13 protein-coding genes and 1 pseudogene are annotated in these 20,326 nt (G+C 38.8%); 2 read left to right on the forward strand and 12 right to left on the reverse strand.

Annotated features, from left to right (window positions below):
• Window positions 1-72 precede the first annotated feature (72 nt).
• The 3 genes from OVA16_RS17455 to OVA16_RS17465 are packed head-to-tail and all read right to left on the reverse strand — an operon-like array spanning window position 73 to window position 6,802.
• Window positions 73-1,683, reverse strand: a complete 1,611-nt coding sequence (locus OVA16_RS17455; RefSeq protein WP_267762123.1) for a DUF5123 domain-containing protein — start codon at window positions 1,681-1,683, stop codon at window positions 73-75.
• A 57-nt stretch (window positions 1,684-1,740) separates the two neighbouring features.
• The gene (locus OVA16_RS17460; protein WP_324288618.1) at window positions 1,741-3,534 is read right to left on the reverse strand and encodes a RagB/SusD family nutrient uptake outer membrane protein; all 1,794 of its coding nucleotides are present in this window, start codon (window positions 3,532-3,534) and stop codon (window positions 1,741-1,743) included.
• Window positions 3,535-3,565: 31 nt separating this feature from the next.
• On the reverse strand, window positions 3,566-6,802 hold the full coding sequence (locus OVA16_RS17465) for a SusC/RagA family TonB-linked outer membrane protein (RefSeq protein ID WP_267762125.1): 3,237 nt from the start codon (window positions 6,800-6,802) through the stop codon (window positions 3,566-3,568).
• 232 nt (window positions 6,803-7,034) lie between these two features.
• Between OVA16_RS17465 and OVA16_RS17470 the strand changes: the two genes are divergently transcribed.
• The gene (locus OVA16_RS17470; protein WP_267762127.1) at window positions 7,035-8,045 is read left to right on the forward strand and encodes a LacI family DNA-binding transcriptional regulator; all 1,011 of its coding nucleotides are present in this window, start codon (window positions 7,035-7,037) and stop codon (window positions 8,043-8,045) included.
• Here OVA16_RS17470 and OVA16_RS17475 read toward each other — a convergent pair whose 3' ends face one another.
• Entirely contained in the window at window positions 8,046-8,474 is a 429-nt protein-coding gene (locus OVA16_RS17475) for a nuclear transport factor 2 family protein (protein WP_267762128.1), read from the reverse strand.
• Window positions 8,475-8,538: 64 nt separating this feature from the next.
• A pseudogene (gene mscL, locus OVA16_RS17480) lies at window positions 8,539-8,933 on the reverse strand (large-conductance mechanosensitive channel protein MscL).
• Between the two features lie 131 nt (window positions 8,934-9,064).
• Here mscL and rpoN point away from each other — a divergent pair.
• Window positions 9,065-10,540, forward strand: a complete 1,476-nt coding sequence (gene rpoN / locus OVA16_RS17485; RefSeq protein ID WP_267762130.1) for an RNA polymerase factor sigma-54 — start codon at window positions 9,065-9,067, stop codon at window positions 10,538-10,540.
• Here the strand turns inward: rpoN and OVA16_RS17490 are convergent, their stop codons facing one another.
• The 7 genes from OVA16_RS17490 to OVA16_RS17515 all read right to left on the reverse strand — a co-directional run bounded on the left by OVA16_RS17490 (window position 10,541) and on the right by OVA16_RS17515 (window position 20,245).
• Window positions 10,541-11,557 carry a type IX secretion system membrane protein PorP/SprF gene (locus tag OVA16_RS17490; RefSeq protein WP_267762131.1) on the reverse strand — a complete coding sequence of 339 codons (1,017 nt, stop codon included), beginning with the start codon at window positions 11,555-11,557 and terminating at the stop codon, window positions 10,541-10,543.
• Complete coding sequence (locus tag OVA16_RS17495) at window positions 11,557-15,147, reverse strand: PKD domain-containing protein (protein ID WP_267762132.1); 3,591 nt, start codon at window positions 15,145-15,147, stop codon at window positions 11,557-11,559. The genes OVA16_RS17490 and OVA16_RS17495 overlap by 1 nt, the downstream gene beginning before the upstream one ends.
• A 20-nt stretch (window positions 15,148-15,167) precedes the next feature.
• Window positions 15,168-16,136 (reverse strand): type IX secretion system membrane protein PorP/SprF, encoded by a 969-nt coding sequence (locus OVA16_RS17500; protein ID WP_267762133.1) that lies wholly within the window; start codon window positions 16,134-16,136, stop codon window positions 15,168-15,170.
• Complete coding sequence (locus tag OVA16_RS17505; RefSeq protein ID WP_420712351.1) at window positions 16,133-17,617, reverse strand: gliding motility-associated C-terminal domain-containing protein; 1,485 nt, start codon at window positions 17,615-17,617, stop codon at window positions 16,133-16,135. The genes OVA16_RS17500 and OVA16_RS17505 overlap by 4 nt, the downstream gene beginning before the upstream one ends.
• A complete protein-coding gene (locus OVA16_RS20300) occupies window positions 17,589-17,987 on the reverse strand; it encodes a PKD domain-containing protein (protein ID WP_420712352.1) in 399 nt (132 codons plus the stop codon). The genes OVA16_RS17505 and OVA16_RS20300 overlap by 29 nt, the downstream gene beginning before the upstream one ends.
• Window positions 17,984-19,657 carry an IgGFc-binding protein gene (locus OVA16_RS17510; protein WP_267762136.1) on the reverse strand — a complete coding sequence of 558 codons (1,674 nt, stop codon included), beginning with the start codon at window positions 19,655-19,657 and terminating at the stop codon, window positions 17,984-17,986. Before OVA16_RS17510 ends, OVA16_RS20300 begins: the two co-directional genes overlap by 4 nt.
• A 132-nt stretch (window positions 19,658-19,789) precedes the next feature.
• Window positions 19,790-20,245, reverse strand: coding sequence for a response regulator (locus OVA16_RS17515; RefSeq protein WP_267762138.1), 456 nt, complete (start codon window positions 20,243-20,245; stop codon window positions 19,790-19,792).
• Between the last annotated feature and the right edge of the window lie 81 nt (window positions 20,246-20,326).

Genomic DNA, 20,326 nt, shown 5'->3' on the forward strand with positions numbered 1-20,326 from the left:
GGCAAGCTCTTCGATCGTCGAAATGACGGCATTATTTCACTTTTGATACAGCCTCTTAAATTTTTCAAAAAACTATAATCTTCCTCTCGGATCGCCTACCGAAGATCTTCCTGCAAACGTATTATCCTTGATTTTGAAATCGCCAGCAGCTGGATCGGTAAATAAATCCAAGCTGGTACCACTGTAGTTGGTAATTTGCGGAATTGGGTTTGCTGAAATAACAGCATCAGTAGTAAGATAATTACTTTCTGCAACAGGCGTTGTACCACCTCTCATACCTCTACCTGTATTAGCCGGCGCATAGGTTTTACCAATGATATTACTTTTAAAGGTATAAGATGAAGACACCACCTGCGTACTGTAGTCGATAAGGTACCTGCCATTTCCTATAACATTGTAAAAAGTATTATTTTCTATAGCAACCGCAACAGATGGAGCAGCACTATGTACAATTAATCCGTAACCTATCTCTTTAAATGTGCTATTGGTAAGTGTAATATTATTAAACTTACAAGTTGCTGTAGTAGCGGTAATAAACGCATATGTACCAGTGCTACCATTAACACCAATATCACTAACAACACATCTATTCACAATTAATTTATTGATGGTAATGTTATTAGAACCTTGCAAGCGGAATGGCGTATTAACGAAATTCCTAAGGTTACAGTTTTCGAAAGAAATCTGTTCCATTACAGAAGCTGTACCTTGGTTAATTAAATACTGGCGTTTGGTAGTTGCAGCATTACCATTAGCATAACCTGTTACATCAACGTTCTCAAAATGTAGTTTACCTCCCGTAGTTGGCAAAGTAATTAACGATAATGAGACGATAGGTTTTACTGGGCCTGCTTCGCCAATGATACTGATATCTATTCCAGCAGGTAACACTACTGTTGCATCCGAATTGTATTGAGTGCCCTGCAACAACACAAATCTAGTGCTTGCTGTAGCAGCTTGTATTTTTGCTGCTAAATCATCAGTTGCCGTTAGTGTAACTACGTCTGCCCCTGTTGGCAATGGAGCAAGTGTAGTAAACTCTACAACACCCACAGTCCTTGTGCCCAACATTAAAGTAGCGGTGTATGCGGTTTGTGCGGTTAAACCTGTTACAGCTTTAAAGCCAGCAGCGGCATCGCCAGCTGTTAATGGCACAGTAACAGTTGCACCTGTAGTTGGTTTTAATACAATACTGGTTAAACCAGTTGTAGCTGTAAATCTTAAAGTAGCGCCTGTACGTGTGAGGTCGTTTTCTTGAACGGCTTTAAACAATTGCAAACCTGTAATTTGAAACGGTTCACTAATCATGTACTTCGATTCTGGCTGACCTTGATAAGCATTGGCCTTAATTCTAGCGTAGTACGGTGTTCTCGTCTGCAAGTTTTCGTCGGTAACGGTAATACCTGCAGTATCTACCACCTTAGTATAAGCAATGGTTGCAAATGTTTGGTCTGTAGAAAAATCAACTGTATAAGTTAATGGTTTTCCATCGCTGAAAATAGGTTCTACCCACTTCAATTTAGCCGAAGTTTGCCCTGCTGAGATAGAAACTTCTCCTGGTTTAAATATACGTGGAGTTTCTAAGTTCTCATTTTCGTTTTTCTTACATCCCGTAACCATTAAGCCCACCAACATAGCAAGCATCATGATTTTAACTATTGTATATTCTTTAATATTTTTCATTTCGTTAAGATTAAAGGCCTACGTAACCAAAGTTTTGTTTCATGTTGGTATTCTGGTTTAACACCGTATTTGGATAAGGGAAAAGTTCTTTCTTGTTCGGCTCGAAATAGAAAGCAAAACCAGTAGAAATTTACTTGTCAATTGGTTTTCGGTAGTTAACGATTTTCTCCAATTTTTTATATTACTTGACGAAGTATAACCAGCTGGGGGTGTAGAAGGTGCCGGTTGATACAATACAACATTGGCAGTTCCACCAAACAAATCCATACTTGCTACCTCATCACTGCTAGGAGAAAGGTTATAGTTAGACTCTTTAGTGTATACAACTTCTGGAACATTGGTATAAGCACCTGTACCAGCAATTAAATCTGCTAACTTGGTTCTAGTTTCCTGGAACTTGCTATTAATTAAATTCCATCTAATTAAATCATACTTTCTTACACCTTCGCCGCCAAACTCTAATAGTCTTTCCTTTACAATGGCATCAAAAAATGGTCCTTTGGTAGTAGGTATAGACAAACCTGCTGGCGTAGTACCGCCATAAGCTCTATCCTGAACTTTTTTCAATGCAGCAATAGCAGCAGCAGATGGTTGAGGATTGATTTCATTATCTGCCTCTGCAAACATTAACAGTACATCAGAAAATCTGATCATTGGCCAGTTAACGGCAAAAGTTTGTGAAGTAGAATTTTTATTAAAGGCAGTCCAAGATTTTCTAAACTTGGCATCCGACATGTTATTTAAGGTATTGATGATTTTTTTAGAATTTGCATTGATCTCAAAAACTCCAATGGTTACGTCTCTTCTCAAATCTCTTTTGTCAAACTCATAAAAATAAGTAGGAACAGCTACCATACCTCCCCCACCTTGCCCATAATCTGACGAAGAGTTGAAACGCAAACCATTGTAATACCCCAACTTGCTATCTGTATTAGAGTTACCACCAAAAGCAGCCACCTCAAACATCAATTCATGTTGGCTATCCATACGTGTACCATGAAGGGTTTTAAAAACATTTTCGAATACTGGGTTAATATCATGTTGTGTCGGATTAGCTATGATTTCCTGGCATTCATCGAAAGCAATTTGATAATACTTCAAATAATCCGATCTTCTTTCCATTAATTTGGTTTCAGTACGTAACGAATAACCACCTCTAGCCAAAGCAATTCTAGCTCTTAATGCTTTAATAGCTCCTTTGGTAAAACGATAACTTCCGTATTCTGGAATTTCGGTTCTCCAAGGCACTAATTCCGCGGCTGTTTTCAAATCTTCAATAATCACATCATAAGTTTCATCTCTATTGGCGTTAGGTGGATAAAGACTGTCTTCGTAAGCAGCCGATTTGAAACGTTGTGGCACATCGCCCCAGTTACGGATCAACTCATAATAAAATTGGGCCCTCAAAGCAAGTGCTTCGCCTAAATAGCGCCTCATGATGGTCTGCTCTGCAGCTGTACCATTAGTATAAAGCTGAGACTCTGGAATAAATTTGATACATAAATTGGCACGTTCTATACCCGAGTACAACTGTGCAAAAGGATTGAACAAATCGGTATTGTTTGGACTTGCGCCATACATACTCAAGCCTCTTCTATCGTCTGCACCGTAACTTCCCGATGTTCTAAAATCATCTGCCGAAACACCAAAAAGTGTAGAAATACGACTACCGTAGCCGTTATCACCAATTAAACGATTATATATAGCTACCACGGCCGTATTGGTAGAGTTTATACTGTTAAATACAACTGTAGTAGATGAATTCGATTCAGAATCGTAATCTAATACTTTCTTACAAGAAGGTAGAATGCTGCTCCCATAGCTAAAACTAAAAAAGCAGTTTTTATTGATTTAATTTTCATTGTCTTTTAAAGTTTAGTGATTAAAATACCATGTTAATACCAGCTAACATAAATCTGCTACGAGGGTAAGCTGCATAATCTATACCAGGTGTTAACGGATTGCTACGGCGGGTATTGGCCTCTGGATCGTAACCTGTGTACTTGGTAAAGGTATGCAAGTTATTTACTGTTGCATATACTCTTAACTTAGAGATAAAGCCTGTACGTTTTACCAAAGTAGTTGGCAAAGTGTATCCTAAAGTAACGTTAGTAATACGTAAGAAAGAGCCATCTTCAATTGCGTAAGAAGTTAAGGTGTAGTTTCCTAAAGTAGGTGTCCACATGGTGGTATTGGCATTCATTTCTGTTAACATCGTTGGATCGGTAACTTTAACACCATTGGCATCAAAGTTCTTCCATCTGTCGTTCATCACGGACAAAAGGTTATTATCTTTCACATTAAACTGCGAAGTGAACTCTAATTTATTTGCGTTGTAAACTTTATTACCGATAGAAAAGTTCATGAAAATATTCATGTCAAAATTCTTGTAGGTAAACTGATTGGTAAAACCACCAATTACTTTGGGTTGTGAGTTGCCCAATACCGTTCTATCGTCTGCACCAATTAACATGCTACTGCCGCTTGATAATTTTTTAACTTTCATATCGCCAGGTTGTGGTGCTCTATTACCTAAAAGTGCACTGGCATTAGGCACATCTGGCTTTAAAGTATAAGTATAAACTCCTGTGGTGGTATTTTGTGTGTAATTAAAATCATTTACGGTGTAACGACCATCAGATACAAAACCATAAAACTGACCAACAGGTTGACCAACTTGAACCAAGAAATCTGCTAAGTTATTTACCCACCCTGATTCGGTTACATAAGATTGTAAACCATTCTGTAAGGCCACAATAGTATTTTTATTGAAAGCAAAGTTTACCCCAGCATTATAGCTAAAGTTTTTGGTTTTTGCCACTAAGCCGTTTAACTGCACTTCTAAACCCTTGTTACTGGTTTCACCCACATTTTGTTGTTGGTATCTGTAACCATTTACAGCAGGAATGTCAGCTCTTAACAGTAAATCTTTAGTACGATTATCATATACATCGATACTTGCAGACAATCTGTTTTTAAACAAATCAATATCTAAACCTAAGTTAGCTGATATATTTTTTTCCCAAGTTACTAGTGGGTTAGCTAAAAAGTCGCCAGTAATTAGGCCCGTAAGTACAGAGGCATCGGCAGCAGCATAGCCCCCAGCAGTAGAACTAGCTTGATAAATTGTTCGGAACAAATCTGTTCCAATTCTATTGTTTCCGGCAATACCATAACTTGCCCTTACCTTCACATTACCTAACCATTTTAAATTTAGGTCTTTGATGAAACTTTCTTCAGATAATCTCCAAGCAACCTGCGCTGACGGGAAATCTCCCCAACGTCTATCATCTGCAAAAAATGAAGACCCATCTCTTCTATAGTTTAATGTAGCCAAATATCTGCCTTTATAGCCATAAGAAGCTCTAGCAAAGAAAGACATTTGTCTGTCGCCGTTTACGGATGATGTTGGTTTATCTTGCACCAAACCCGCTACTGGAGGCTCTGCCTTTTGGATACTTGCAAATGCCTCAGAAGCAGAAATATCTGCTGGAAACCACTTAATGGTACTTGAGTTACCCGTACTGTTTCTAATGTTGGTTTCTTGGCCAAGCAAAAGTTCTAAACTATGATCGTTACCTAAATTAGGTTTATAATTTAAGGTGTTGGTATTCAGAAAAGTATTTAAGGTAGAACCACTTAAAACCACTACTGGCATATTTGAATTTTGCCTAGCCACATTAGATAGCACGCCACTAAATGCATTAATCTCCCTATCAGTAAAGTTTAAACTAACCTGACTTCTAACTGTAAGGTTTTTAAGGATATCGTAACTGATGTAGGCACTGCTAATTAAATCGTTTTTATAATCGTACTTTAATTCTTGATGTGCAAGAGATACAGGGTTGGTTAAACCAGTGGTTAAAAAGTCTGCGTCAAAGAAATCTCCAGTTTCGCCGCCGCCAGAAAACGGTTGGTAACGTACTGAGTTTCTTAAACGGTTATTGCCTTGTGAGCCAGTGCTTGTAGTACCCGCACCATCTACACGTTGGCGGCTATAACGTACATTAACACCTGTACGAACTTTGTTAGAAATACGATGATCGAAACGGAAAGAAGCGAAGGTACGTCTGAAACCAGACTCCAACATAATTCCGTCTTCGTTAATGTTATTTAAGGTAAAATTATAAGTGGTAGTTTTATTACCTCCAGAAAGATTTAAAATCTGTGTGTTAGAAAACGCTTGGCGGCCAAAAACCCTATCCTGCCAATCAATATTTGGAATATTTTTATAAATATCTAAATCTTCGTAAGTACCGTAGCGCTTGGTAAAGCTATCTTTTACATCTTGTGCAGTATTGTTGTTGTACAACTCGTATTGGTACATTACATACTCGTAAGGGTTCATTACATCCAACTTGTTCACAATTTGACGAACACCCGCATAAGTATCAAAAGAGACGTTGGTACGGCCATCTTTACCGCTTTTGGTAGTAATTACTACTACCCCGTTGGCACCTCTACTACCATAAATAGCGGTAGAAGCCACATCTTTCAGTACATCAATACTTTGAATTTCGTTAGGAGACAAAACCGATAGTGCATTTTCTACCTGTACCCCATCTACAATATACAACGGCGAGTTATCTCCAGTAAGAGAGCTTCCGCCACGTACCCTAATTTGGATTTCGGCACCTGGAGCACCTTCTGTGGTAGTTACATTAACACCAGCTAGCTTACCGGCCAAGGCCTCTGCTACCGTACCTACCGGAAAATCTTGTAAATCTTTAGCAGAAATTGAAGATACAGAACCTGTTAAGGCTTCTTTCCTTACCGTACCGTAACCAATGTTTACAATTTTCACTTCATTAAGAGAGGTAGAACTCTCTTCCAATGCTGCATTTACTTGGCTTTTGGTCCCAACTTCCACTTCTATTTCGTTAAAGCCAATAGATTTGAAAACCAAAACAGTATTTCCAGTAGATGGAACACCTATTTTAAAAGTTCCGTTTCCGTCTGTAGATACGGCAACTTTAGTTCCTTTAATGGTTACGGCTACACCAGGAACTGGAGATCCGGTAGCTTTTTCGGTTACCTTTCCAGTTACTGACCTTGTTTGCGCCTTAGCTAGTTGGATACCAATAGCAAGCACACAAAAAAACAGCAAGATTTTTTTCATACAATATGGTTAAAATTTGGTTATATGTAAAACAGCTTTAGAGCCATCCTTTAACAATTCTACAATGTTTTTTTAAGATATAGCGCCATTAAACAAGTATAAATTTGTGCAATCGTTCCCGACAACGTTGCCAAAATCAATCTAAAATTATATCTTTAGTACAATAGATAAATAGTGTTATTTTTGAAGTACATTTTTTAGCTAGTAACCCACGTAATTTTATAAACTAAGCATGTTTGAGCCTGTTACCATAAAAGATATAGCCAAAGCCCTTGGCCTTTCTACTTCTACCGTATCTAGAGCATTAAGAGATACTTACGAAATTAGTTCGGCTACCAAAAAACTGGTTACTGATTATGCTAAACAAATTGGCTATAAACCCAACCCTATTGCACTGAGCTTAAAAGAACGCAGAAGCAAGTCTATTGGCGTAGTGGTTAGCGAAGTGGCAAACAGCTATTTTTCGCAAGCTATAGATGGCATCGAATCTATTGCTTACGATAAAGGCTACCATGTTATCATTTCACAAACGCACGAATCTTATGAGCGAGAAGTGATTAACGTTAGCCACCTGGCTTCGAGAGGCGTAGATGGATTACTGGTTTCATTATCTTCGCAAACAGAAGATATTTCTCATTTAAAATCGTTACACGAAAAAGGCCTGCCTATTGTATTTTTTGATCGCGTAGCAGATGAAATTGTTACGGATAAAGTAATTGCCGATAACGAAAAAGGCGCTTACAATGCTACCAGCCATCTCATCGCCTCCGGCTACAAAAAAATAGCACACTTAACAAGTTCGAGCCATCTTTCTATTAGCATAGAGCGCTTGTGGGGCTATAAAAAAGCATTGGCAGATCATGGTATTGAGCTTAAAGAAGAATACATTAAATATTGCCCACATGGCGGCATGATTTACGAAGAAACAGAAACAGCTATTAAAGAGTTACTTGCCTTGGCAGATAAACCAGATGCTATTTTTGTGGCTGGCGATAGGCTAAGTACAGGTTGTTTAAGCGTATTTAAAAACTTAAACGTATCTGTACCTAAAGATATGGCTATTGCAGGTTTCAGCAATTCTGATGTATTGGATTTATTTAACCCATCGTTAACTTCGGTTAGGCAGCCCGCTTACGAAATTGGCCAACAGGCAACCGAAATGTTATTAAAATTAATAGAGGCGAAATATCCTGTAGAAGAATTTGAGAAAAAAGTATTGGATACCAGCTTATTTATCAGATAATTAGTAAGGCAATTTATAGGCTTGTCTAGCCAACAGTTTCCAATCCTTACCTTCTTTTTGCCAAACCAACATAATGCCAAGGTGCACCTCTCCTGCTTTGCCACCATCGTTAGTTGTGGCGTGCAACTCGTGGCGCACAATTGCCGTTTTCCCAGTAACCTTAATGGTTTGGTTTTTCAAATCGATAGTTACGAAATCTGATTTTCCGCTGGCAATACTTTCTACAAAAGCAGCTTTGTCTTCAACTTTACCACCAGAGTGCCCATAGCTTAAATTAGTAGCCGCTACCTCTTCTAAGGCGGTTCTCTCTCCACTAATCATTGCATTTTTTAGTTTATCTACGGCTGCTACTAAATTTTGCTCGTCTTTTGTTTGGGCATACACAATTGAAGATGACATTAGCAATAAGGCTAAAATTATTTTTTTCATCAAGAACAGATAAAAAAAGGGATACAGATCTAAACCATCTATATCCCTCTTAAATTAAATTAAATTATTTATTTTTTAATAGATCTCTAATTTCAGTTAGCAAAACTTCTTCTTTTGTTGGAGCAGGTGGCGCTGCCGGCGCCGCAGGTGCAGTTTCTTCCTTTTTTTCATCTTGTTTACAAATCTTATGATCATAAACAATACTAAAGCAACGATTATAAATGAGATAACTTGAGATAAAAAATTACCATATTTAATAGCGGTTCCCGGAATTGTTAATGCACTTAGGTTATCTAGCTTTGCAGCTTTTAATGCAGGTGCCAAAACTGCTGGGGTAATTACATCCTCTACTAACGACGAAACAATTTTACCGAATGCAGCTCCGATAATTACACCAACTGCTAAATCTATTACATTGCCTTTTACAGCGAAATCTTTGAATTCTTTAACAAATCCCATATAAATGTGTTTTAAATTAGGTAATTAATTTTTAGTTAAACAAACTTAGCTAAAAGAAGATTAATTAATCAAATTAAACCAACAAAATTATAAAGCATTTGTTTATTTTTGAAAACTCTTTACTCCAATTTATGCTAAAACAACATCTACAACAAAAGCTACTACAAAAACTATCTCCGCAACAAATTCAGTTTATTAAATTGTTGCAGGTACCTACCGTGGCCTTAGATACACGCATAAAAGAAGAATTAGAAGATAACCCTGCGTTAGAAGACTCGAGCTTAATCTCGCTAGAAGAGCCAAAAGGCGAATATGATGATTTGCAAGACGACAGAGATGACTTTGATAGCGAACGTGGCGAAGACACCGGAATGGATGAGTTTAATGTAGATGATTACCTACAAGACGACAGCAGCAACGATTACAGCACCTCATACAGCAATGGCGATGATGATGAAGAGAAAAAAGAAACTCCGATAGCCATTGAAACTACTTTTTTTGAAAGCCTACAGCAACAATTAGACTTACTGCCTTTATCTGACGAAGATTTTATTGTTGGCCGACAAATTATTGGAAGTCTAGATGATGATGGTTATTTGCGTAGACCAATAACCTCTATGATTGATGATTTGGCCTTTTCACAAAACGTGATGGTGGAAGAGGAAGATGTGCTGGAAATGCTTAAACTGATCCAAAGTTTTGACCCTCCGGGCATTGCCGCTAGAGATTTGCAAGAATGCTTATCACTACAATTGAAGAGAAAAGATGCTGCTAATCCACTAATTAAAAAAGCAATTGAAATTGTAGAAAACCACTTAGACGAATTTACACGTAAACACTACGATAAACTAGAAAGAGCAGTTGGTTTAAATAGCGAAGAATTAAAAGATGTGGTTGCCGAAATACTTAGGTTGAACCCTAAACCAGGCGATTCTAATCAGGTAACTACTAAACAAATGCAAATTATCCCTGATTTCCACATCAGTAATAATGACAGTGTATTGGTACTTACGCTAAACGCCCGCAATGCACCCGAACTTCGCGTTAGCCGCTCGTACATGGATATGTTTGACCACTACGACAAAGCATCGCAGAAGGATAAAAAAATGAAGGAAGCGGTGCAATTTGTTAAACAAAAGCTCGACTCGGCCAAATGGTTTATTGATGCCATTAAACAAAGGCAACAAACGTTGTTAAAAACCATGAATGCCATTATGCAATACCAGTATGAGTATTTCTTAACTGGAGATGAGCGTAAATTGCGCCCAATGATTTTGAAAGACATTGCGGATAAAATTGGAATGGACATTTCTACCGTTTCGAGGGTGGCCAACTCTAAATATGTACAAACAGAATTTGGAACTTTCTTGCTAAAATCTTTCTTCTCTGAAGCGATACAAACCGAAAGTGGCGAAGAAGTTTCTAATAAAGAGGTAAAGAAAATTTTGGAAGACTGTATTGGCAAAGAAGACAAACGCAAGCCTCTTGCCGACGAACGTTTGACCGAAATTTTAAAGGAACACGGCTATAACATTGCCAGAAGAACGGTAGCCAAATACCGCGAACAAATGAATATTCCGGTTGCTAGATTAAGAAAAGAGCTTTAATTAACGCCACGAACGGCCACCACTAAACACTTGGTAAGCATTATTTAACTGAAAGCCCAATACAATTTCGTGACTACCGTTAGAAACTGTATTTAAGCCAGAGGTGGTAAAGTCGTAAGCATAAGTTAAGTTCAGCAAATTTTTAAAGTTAAATCCGGCCATTGCCGAAAAAGAGTCTGCACTTCGGTAGCTCCCTCCTATCCAAAATTTATCCTTATAATCTAGCTTTAGGTTGGCATCTACAGACATTGGCAGTGCTTCCACTTTCCGTAACATTACTGATGGAATAGCAGAAATCTCGTCATCAATAAACAATTTATAGCCAGAAGTAAGGAAGAAATGCGGAACAGATTTGCCTGTGTTGTAATTTGCACTGGAGGTAAAAGCTAATTTTTGTGGTAAAACCTGCTGTACAGAAGCACCCGCAAAAAACCTAGCGCCGTAGTACCAAACGCCAAGGGCAACATCGGGCTTAAACTGGCTTACCACCGCATTTGCCAAAGCGGGATCTACTTGGTTTTCTAAACTAATGGCACTATAATCTAATGCAATGCGACTAAGACCTGCATACACCCCTACCGATAAATTTTTGGTACCGCTTAATTGCAGGTGGTAAGCATAAGTAAAACCACCATCAAATCTAGAAATAGGACCAGTTTTATCGGTAACAGCTATAATGCCTATGCCGTGGTGCGCAGGCGAAGAGGTATAATTTTGCGTATAGCTTCTGCTCATCGGATCGTCGCCTTTTTCGGGCAACGATAAAGGGTTGCGCCAAAGGTAATCGCCATTTAAATTCCAATGTGCAGATAAAAATGATGTTTTGGGGGCGTTTTCGAAACCAGACCACTGCGACCTGTGCCCAATCTTGATATCGGTATAATTTTCTATCCCACTTAATGCCGGATTTAACAGATAATTATTGAAAATATATTGGGTATACTGAGGCCTCTGCTGTGCTAAAACCGAAGTAGTACAACAACACAAAATTAAGTATAAGACGTATCTTTTCAACATTATCTAATAATAGTTAGGGTACCAGTAATTGGCTTTTTACCGATGGCTAAATTAATAATATAATAATAAGTTGCAACGGGTAACTGATTTTGATTAAAAGTGCCATTAAATGGTATGGCGTAGCCTTTACTCTTGAACACGTTTTGCCCAGCCCTATCATAAATTTCTACTGTTGCATTGGCATAATCTTCAATGTGTTTAATTTTCCAATCGTCGTTAACGCCATCTCCGTTAGGTGTAATGGTGTTTGGTATTTCTAAGTGCCTAAGCATTTTAACCCTAACTTGGTCGGTTTGCGTACAACCCTTGTTGCTAGTAACGGTAAGGGTGTAAACCACCAGCTCTTCCGTTGGCGTAACGGTAGGGTTTAGCACATCATCCCTATCTAACCCATTAGCTGGCGACCACTTGTAACTTAAATTTTGGCCATAGGCGATGGCAGATAAAATACCTTTTTCTCCTTCTAAAATCACTTTATCTTCGCCAGCATCAACCGTTGGGGTTTCGTGTACGGTAATGAGCTGAGTTTTTTCTATTGTACACCCGTAAGTAGTAGTAAAAGTGTATTTAATAGCATGAGTACCCAAACCCGCTCGTTGTGGGTAAAAAACACCGCCAGCGCTTATACCAGCACCGCTAAAACTCCCAACTCCAGATCTTTCATTTACTTCGTTAGCCACCAATTGTACGCTAGGTATTTCTAAACAAACCTCTCTGGTTGCAGCAAAATCTATTACTGGCTCTGGATAAAGTGTAATGGTTTTAATTTGTTCGTTAACGCAAGAACCGCCAGAATAAACGCTCATTTTTACCACGTAACTTTTACTAGCTAAGTTGTTAAATGTCGGATACTTGAACGCGTACTCTTTGGGTAAATCGGCACGTAGGTTGGGTTGGTCGTCTGTCCAGTCTGGAGTGGTTTTGTTGGCATAATCGAAATACCAAACCACCTTGGTAATTTCGCCAAAATCTACGGTAGATTTATCCTTAAAAACCACTGGGGCATTACTACACAAACTGTTTTCATTTTGCACCTCGAAAGCTGCCACAGGAATACTCCCGTTTACCGTAAATTGTTTTTTAACCACTACTGCACAACCAGAAACAGACCTTACGGTTAAGGTTACTTCGTAAATACCTGTACTGGTGTAAGTGTGTGTAGCATTACGTGTGGTAGCGGTATTAGGCCTTTGTGCATTTGCGTTAGGATCTCCAAAATCCCACAAGTAAGTTAGCTGCTCATTGGTTGATATTTGGCTTTTATTTACGAATACGGCATTAGCATCGGCCAAACAAAAATCTGGAAGTTCAAAATCTACGTTAGGCAACGTATTTACATTAATGGCCTGTGTAATGCTGTTTTCGCAGCCATGTTGCGTAGTTACCTTTAACTTTACATTGTACGTTCCGGCAGTAGCATAGATATGTTCGGGGTTGGGTTCGGAAGACGTATTGCCATCTCCGAAATCCCATAACCAAGCGTTAATACTACCATCTGTACTAACAGACTGGTCTTGGAACCTAATAGCCTGATTTTCGCACAAAGGCAAAACGGCAGCAAACCTAGGCGTAGGAAGCCGATAAACATTGATATTTTTCGAAAAAACTTCGGAAATACATCCAGCTTGGTTCTCTACAAATAATTTGGCCACGTAGTTTCCGGGGCTGTAAGTATACGTAAATGGTGCTGCTGTGGTTTTAACCTCGGTATGGCCATCGCCAAAATCCCAATGCCACTTCACTACATCGGCACCATTTTTTTGGCTTCTGTCGGTAAAGGTAGTTACCGAGCCTTCGCAAACAGCATCAGCAAGTACCTCAAACGAAGAAATAGGTTTGTTTACCACTTCATACTCCAATTGCAACTCGTCTACCGCACCACAACCATCAGAAATTGGCTTTTCGGCAGTTACTTTTAGCTGGTACTTTTTTACCGCATCAAATAACAGCGCCGTAGCAATTTTGTATTTATAATAAGTGATGTTATTGCTTACGTAGGTTTCGTCAAGTTGCAATGGTACGTTGGCAGGCGCTTGTCCGTTGTCAAAATCTACCGAGATAGACAATGGTTGGTAAGGCAAGGATACATAAACATCATATTTTTCGTTTAAACAGCCCGCTTCTCGTTTAGTTACAGTGGTAGCATTGTCATACACTTCTACACCCGGAGAGATGAGGCTGGCGCCAGCAGCATAACCATAAGACTCGTTAATACCAAAACCATAGGCTATGGCATTAAACCCACCACCTGCCTGTAAAGTGTGCGTGCCTGCATTTACTTCCAATTGTGCATAAGAGTAGCCCGGTTTAGCGGTAACGGGCAAAAAATTACTGGCCTGCGCTACACCATCTAAGGTAAAACTAGCCACATCGTCGGTTCTAATTACCACGTTAATATAGTGGGCCAAAATGTTATACAATGAGGTAGAGTACATAGTAATCTTATCCAAAGTTTGCTCTAACGGATTAAGATAAATCATCTCTGGATCACCCACATCGCCAGTAGATGAGGTACAATTGATGGTTTTGCCTTGCGTTACTTGATACTGCACTACCTGTATCGCGTTATCACTCTCAATATAATTGGTTTGCTGACTGTTAAATTCGTAATAAAAATCATTAACAAAGCTTGCATCTGGAATAACTACACCATTAAGTTTTACCACAGCCGTTGGGCTACTTTTAAATATCCGATAAATATCGTAATTACGATTTTTTGAAGGTACCGTTACAAATGATTTGCCCCAGGTTGAAGTGGGATATACCTGCTGAAAAAGATTATCTGCTGCTCCTGGTGCCCCGCCGCTAGATAAACAACCGATAGACATTTTACCACTTCCCGAAAAAACTGCAATTCTTTTACAAGATTGGCCCGCCGCCGCTACAGATTTGATGGTTGTTCCTGTTAAATCGCCACCTGTGGTATAATAACTTCTTGTTTGGGCATTTGGTGTAAGATCAACCTGACTGTTTTCTAATCCTAATATCTGATAAACCTCTCCTTTATTAAGATTAATAGTTTGCGCAACGCCAGCCGCCCAACCGCCCTGTGTAGGCACCGATGGCGTAACAATAACATGCGTATTATCTTCTACCGCTACAATGGCACAAAAAGAATAAGAATCAAGTGAATTGGCTTTTTGGGTAAAATTTAACGAATAATATTCTTTGCCCAGGGTGTTTGTTGGTAAAACTAGTGTGGCCCCAGAAACTGAATTATCGTAAATATGTGCATAGGCTACTATTGGCCTTGCCGACTTTAGATGAATGCCTTTATTAAATTTACCTTCGGTACCGCCAATATAAGCATCGCGGGGTATTTGCACAACAGTAACCTGATTTGCAATAACAGAAAAATTGAGGGTGTAATTTATGCCCGGAATTTCTATGGTACCCGTAGTACTTACATCAGAAGTAATGTACATGGCCATTTGCTGCCAGTTGTTCTGGTTAGGCCTATACCCGGATACGTGATTTGCATACAAGAGCCAAAAATCGGTACCCTTGTTTGATGTACCCTGCGCTTTAGTTTGGCACACAGAACCAAAACACAAAAGTGTTAAAAAGAAATAAAATAGGTAGTTTTTCATAAGTATAACTAACAAATGTACTAAAACAAAACCCTCAAAGTTAGTTCGTGCGAGCCCGAAGAAACTGTACTAAGTTCTGAAGTTGTATAATCGAAAGCGTAACCTATACCCACCACTCTTGCTATATTAAAGCCAATATTACCAAAAAAAGCATCGCTCTTACGGTAGCCACCGCCAACCCAAAAAGTATCCTGATAAGCAAACTTAACATTAAGATCGAATGTTTTTGGCAAAGGAGCAACTATTTTTAACATAAACGAAGGTGTAAATGAGAAATCGTTATTAATCCAAAACTTATAACCTGCTGTTGCAAAATAATGAGCCACTTCTTTTCCAATGCTAAACTCTCCATCAAAAGAAATTTTATTGCTGATGATTTGCTGCATTGAAGCACCGATATAAAAGCTAGATCCGTAAAAATATATGCCAGCATTTAGATCTGGTGTAAATTTATTAATCTCTGCCGATGTGCCCACTACAGGATCATCGGCTTCATCAAACACTAAAGATTGTGCGTTTATCCCCAACCTATTTACCCCCACACCAATGCCAAAAGAGAGATTAGTTACATCGCCTATGGCTAAATGATAAGCATAGGTTAAATTAGCCGTTACTCTGTTCAAAGGACCGGTTCTATCGTTCAAAAAAACAACTCCCAAACTATGATGTGGCCTCGAAGCAGTATAATCTACCATCTCATCTTTGGTTTCGGGTTCGGTAACGCCCAAATCGCTAGAACGATAACTGGCCATATCGCCACCAAACGAAATTGGCATACTAAAAGTTACATAACCCGTTTTAGGCGCATCTTTTAAGCCCTGCCATTGGCTTCGCAAGCCTAGCCTAAAATCGGCACCGCTGTTTAAACCTGTTACCGCAGGGTTTAAAACCGACATATTTTGCAAATATTGGGAATAATGCGGCCGCTGTTGCGCAAAAGCACCACTAAAAGCCAACATTAACCATATAAAAGCAATCCACCCTTTCATCTTAATATTGTAACAGACCCGCTGTACTTTTTCTTGCCATTATTTGGCTCTATAATATAATAGTAAACCCCAACAGGCAAATCTGTTCCATTTAATTTACCGTCCCAAGGCGTGTTATAGGGCGAAGCGTTAAACACTTGCTGCCCATACCGATTAAATATAGCAATCTTGCCTTCGGTAAGTGTTTCTAGGTATTTAATGTGCCAAGTATCATTTTTACCATCGCCATTGGGGCTAAAAACATTAGGAATTAAGGGTTCTTCATGTACAGTAACGGTATAATCAAATACCAATTTGCAACTGCTAGAAGTTACCGTTAAGGTATAGCGAGTAGTTTTTTCTGGTTTAGCTATGGGGTTTGGCACATTATCGGCACTTAAACCCTCTGCCGGAACCCACTTATAAGTAAGATTGGTTCCTGTGGAAATTACATCAATCTGCTTTTGTCCGCCTTTTAAAATATCGATGTTTGCCGGCATAGTAACCAAAGGCAACTTACCTACAGCAACATTGATATTTTTTTCTTCGACACAACCTTTATTGGTAACATACGTGTATTTGATATTGAAATTACCCGGACCACTAATTTTGGGATTAAAAAGTCCGGTTGCGGATACGCCCGTTCCAGCATAGGTATATGTTCCCGAAAGATTGTTTTCGTCTTTGACCATTAGCTGGATGGGGCTATCTGTTTCGCAAAGTGGCTCTACAGCTGCAACGGTTAAATTGGCGGCAGGATAAATGCTAACTACAACTGGTGCTGTTTCTGTAAAACATACTTGCCCAGAATAGGCACGCATTACCACAGCATAGTCTGTTTTAACCGATACATTTGGATATTGATGTGTATAAATTTTACCCAGTACGGGATTGTTATCCACAGTTACAGCATTTGCTCCACCTACCTTGTAATCAAATATCCATTCTATTTTGGTCATATTTCCAAAAGCAATAGTGCTCTTGTTTTCAAACGCCACTGCTACATTGGCACATAGGTTCGCCGCATTTTTTACTTCAAAAACCGCATTGGGGTTACTGCCGCTAATAGTTACCTGTCGGCTAAAGGCAACCGTGCATCCTTGCTCCGATGTAGCCATTAACTTAACTGTATAAGTACCTGTTGCAACGTACCTATGCGTTGGATTTTGGAGGGTTTGCTGAGCCGCATCGTTTGAGCCATCTCCAAAATCCCATAACCAAGCTACAATATTGCCTTTCAACGCTGTTGCTTCATATTGTACCACATCATTTACACAAGAACCAGGATCTTTAAAAGTAACTTCTGGTGTTTCGTAAATGGTAATGGTTTTGATAAGTGTATCTGCGCAGCCACTAGAAGAAACAGAAATCAGTTTTACTTGGTAATTACCCGCAGCGCTATAAGTTGTAGTTGGCGATGTCGCAGCAGAAATGGGCTGTCCGTTTCCGAAATCCCATTTTTGGCTTGCAATGTTACTGTTTACAAAAGCATTTTTGGTTATTGAACTGGATGGTTGAGTTGATGCAAAAAGGCCCTATAGCGGTAAATTGAGATTTTGGAGCGGCCAAAACGTTAATGGTTTTAGTTACCGAAAGATTACAGCCTATAGCAGTAGTTACATTTAAAATGATCGTTTTTACACCCGGCGTAGTAAACTTATGCTTAGGGTTTTGTTGGGTAGAAGTAAAACCATCTCCAAAATTCCAGTTCCATGTTTTTATACTGCCTCCGTTTCTTGGCGAAGAGTCTGTAAATTGAACATCGGTATTTATACAGGCTTCGGTAGGTAGCGTAAAATCTGGAGAAAAGATATCGAAATTGGTTAAAATCTCTTCATCTGTAGCACAAGTTGCACCCAGTGGTTTTTCTATAACGACACGTAGTGCATAATTACCGGGGTTACAAAATTTGAAGGGGGCAACACATACTTATACAAATAATAGGTTTGCCCACCTTCTACTACAGTAGTATAAACTGGCGTATTGACAACCTGTATTTTGGCACCATTGTTTAAGTTCCATGTTAGCTTATTGGTAATATATGGCAGTTTTAAAACAAAATCAAAGTTTGTTCCCAAACAAAAATTCGTAGAAGCAATTGTTCCACCACTAGGAAAAATCTGGATATTACTTTTCAGATTTTTCAGGTCGGTGCCAGCCAAATAGGCATAAGACTCTACCTGTCCATAACCATAAGCAATTGCAACAAAGCCGCCGCTAGCAATTAACCGGTGCTGGTCTGTAGAATTGGTTACATCTACCACGGCATAACTATATTCGCCATCGGCAATAGGATTAAATTGGTTTGCAATAGCAATTCCATCTAAGGTAAAGCCAGAAATATCGGCTGTTTTAATAATGATATTTAAAAAATACTTAGAGATATTTGTATTTACGCCTGTTACGCTATTTAACTTAGAATAAACCGCAATATCTTTAAGCGTTTGCTCAATGGGGTTTAAGATGGTCATTTCGGGATCTCCCAAAAAAGGCCCACCTTGTGTTATATTGGCGGCATTTGCCAAATTGCAGGTTTGAGAAGTTTGATATTGTGCCACCGCAATTGGCGAAGTTGCTTTAATTAAATTTGGAGAACTACTATAAAATGTAACTACGCTACCTTTTCTGTATGGATTTGACAAGGCCGTACCATTGGCATTTGTTGTGCTTCCATTTACGGTAAGTGTGGTGTTGTCTGTAGAAATTATGATTTTAATGATATCGGTATTACCATTTAAAGTGTTGTAAAACGGTGCCGAAACAAAATTACGCCCCCAGGCTGTAAGCGGAAATAATTGCTGAAAAAGATTATCTCCCCCGCTCGGCGTCCTTGCATTATTGGGTTCGCAATAAGCGGCCCACGTATTTCCAGAAAACACGGCAATTGGTGCGCAGCCTGTAGTAGATCTTACCAAAGTACCAGTTAAATCATCTGTAGCTTGATACTGATATACATCGCCTTTGTTTAAGGTAATTTGAAAGGCAGTGTTGGCAGCTCTGGCTCCATCCCTATCTACTTGGGTAGGCGTAATTTCTACATTAGTGCCATCTTTTAATGCTACCACGGTAAATTGTGAGTAAACTGCATTATTCGTGTTTCCTTTATTTTGCTGCGAAAACACATAATACTCTTGCTCTAAACTGGCAGTGGGCAACACTAAAGTAGAACCTGTGCGGGCATTATTTGAGATTACACAGTAAACCGAAATTGGTGCCGTAGCACTTACATTAATTCCTTTATTTATTTCTTTAACGTTAGAAGTTGCAATATAAACCTCATGCTCGGTGGGATCTATGAATACAGGAGTTACTACATTTGCAATAATACTACCACTTGCAATGGTTTTACCTTCCGAAATTATCCTATAGCTAGTATTTACATCAGACGAGAGAAACAAAGTCATTCTAGAAAACAACCCATCTATATGACCTGCATAAGGCAACCAAAAATCTGTTCCTTTATTAGAAGTAACTTGTGCTTTTGCAGCTAAACCGCTACAAAACAGCGAGCTTAGCAAGAGGAGCAAAAATTTGACTTTCATTTACAATAGTAAAAGTATTTAGGCAGGTTTAATCTACAACCAATCTCTAAAACTAATTGTAAATTTCATTAACTGTATTCAAGTATCGGCAAAACAAAAAGATGTATCGGTAAAATAACTAACAGCAGCAGATTAAGACAGCAGGTTTTGGCGAGCAATAAACTCTAATTGCTTATTGGCTACCAATAACTTTTCGGTAAGTTCTCTATTTTCCTTTCTAAGGGTATAAATTTCGATGGCTTTGTCTATGTTAATCCTCAAATCCTCCTCCATCCATGGCTTTTGTACATATCTATATACTTGTCCCTCATTAATGGCGTCAATTACAGCATCAATATCAGTATATCCCGTCAAAATCATTCGTATAGGGTCTGGATAAACCTCTAAAATAGAAGCCAAAAACTCAACACCTGTAGTTTTAGGCATACGCTGATCGGTAATAATTACCTGTATATCTTCTGTGTCTAGTATTTTTCGGCCTTCGTCTGCAGACTCTGCTGTAAAAATCTTGTATAATCTACGGTAAGTTGCTGCAAAAGCACTTAAATTATGTGGCTCATCATCAACGTAAAGGATATTCGCTGTCATTTTTCTGCTAATAAAAGTTAAAAATACTTTTTTATTATAATTCTAAAAAACTAATTTAGTCTTTTAACTACAAAAACCGCT

Source organism: Pedobacter sp. SL55, from assembly GCF_026625705.1.
In the GTDB taxonomy this organism is placed as follows: domain Bacteria; phylum Bacteroidota; class Bacteroidia; order Sphingobacteriales; family Sphingobacteriaceae; genus Pedobacter.

Coding starts and splice junctions, on each gene's coding strand:
- OVA16_RS17465 (WP_267762125.1), bottom strand. CDS start 6,802: ATGAAAAAAATCTTGCTGTTTTTTTGTGTGCTTGCTATTGGTATCCAA.
- rpoN (WP_267762130.1), top strand. CDS start 9,065: ATGCTAAAACAACATCTACAACAAAAGCTACTACAAAAACTATCTCCG.
- OVA16_RS17515 (WP_267762138.1), bottom strand. CDS start 20,245: ATGACAGCGAATATCCTTTACGTTGATGATGAGCCACATAATTTAAGT.
- OVA16_RS17455 (WP_267762123.1), bottom strand. CDS start 1,683: ATGAAAAATATTAAAGAATATACAATAGTTAAAATCATGATGCTTGCT.
- OVA16_RS17495 (WP_267762132.1), bottom strand. CDS start 15,147: ATGAAAAACTACCTATTTTATTTCTTTTTAACACTTTTGTGTTTTGGT.
- OVA16_RS17470 (WP_267762127.1), top strand. CDS start 7,035: ATGTTTGAGCCTGTTACCATAAAAGATATAGCCAAAGCCCTTGGCCTT.
- OVA16_RS17510 (WP_267762136.1), bottom strand. CDS start 19,657: ATGAAAGTCAAATTTTTGCTCCTCTTGCTAAGCTCGCTGTTTTGTAGC.
- OVA16_RS17490 (WP_267762131.1), bottom strand. CDS start 11,557: ATGTTGAAAAGATACGTCTTATACTTAATTTTGTGTTGTTGTACTACT.
- OVA16_RS17500 (WP_267762133.1), bottom strand. CDS start 16,136: ATGAAAGGGTGGATTGCTTTTATATGGTTAATGTTGGCTTTTAGTGGT.
- OVA16_RS17475 (WP_267762128.1), bottom strand. CDS start 8,474: ATGAAAAAAATAATTTTAGCCTTATTGCTAATGTCATCTTCAATTGTG.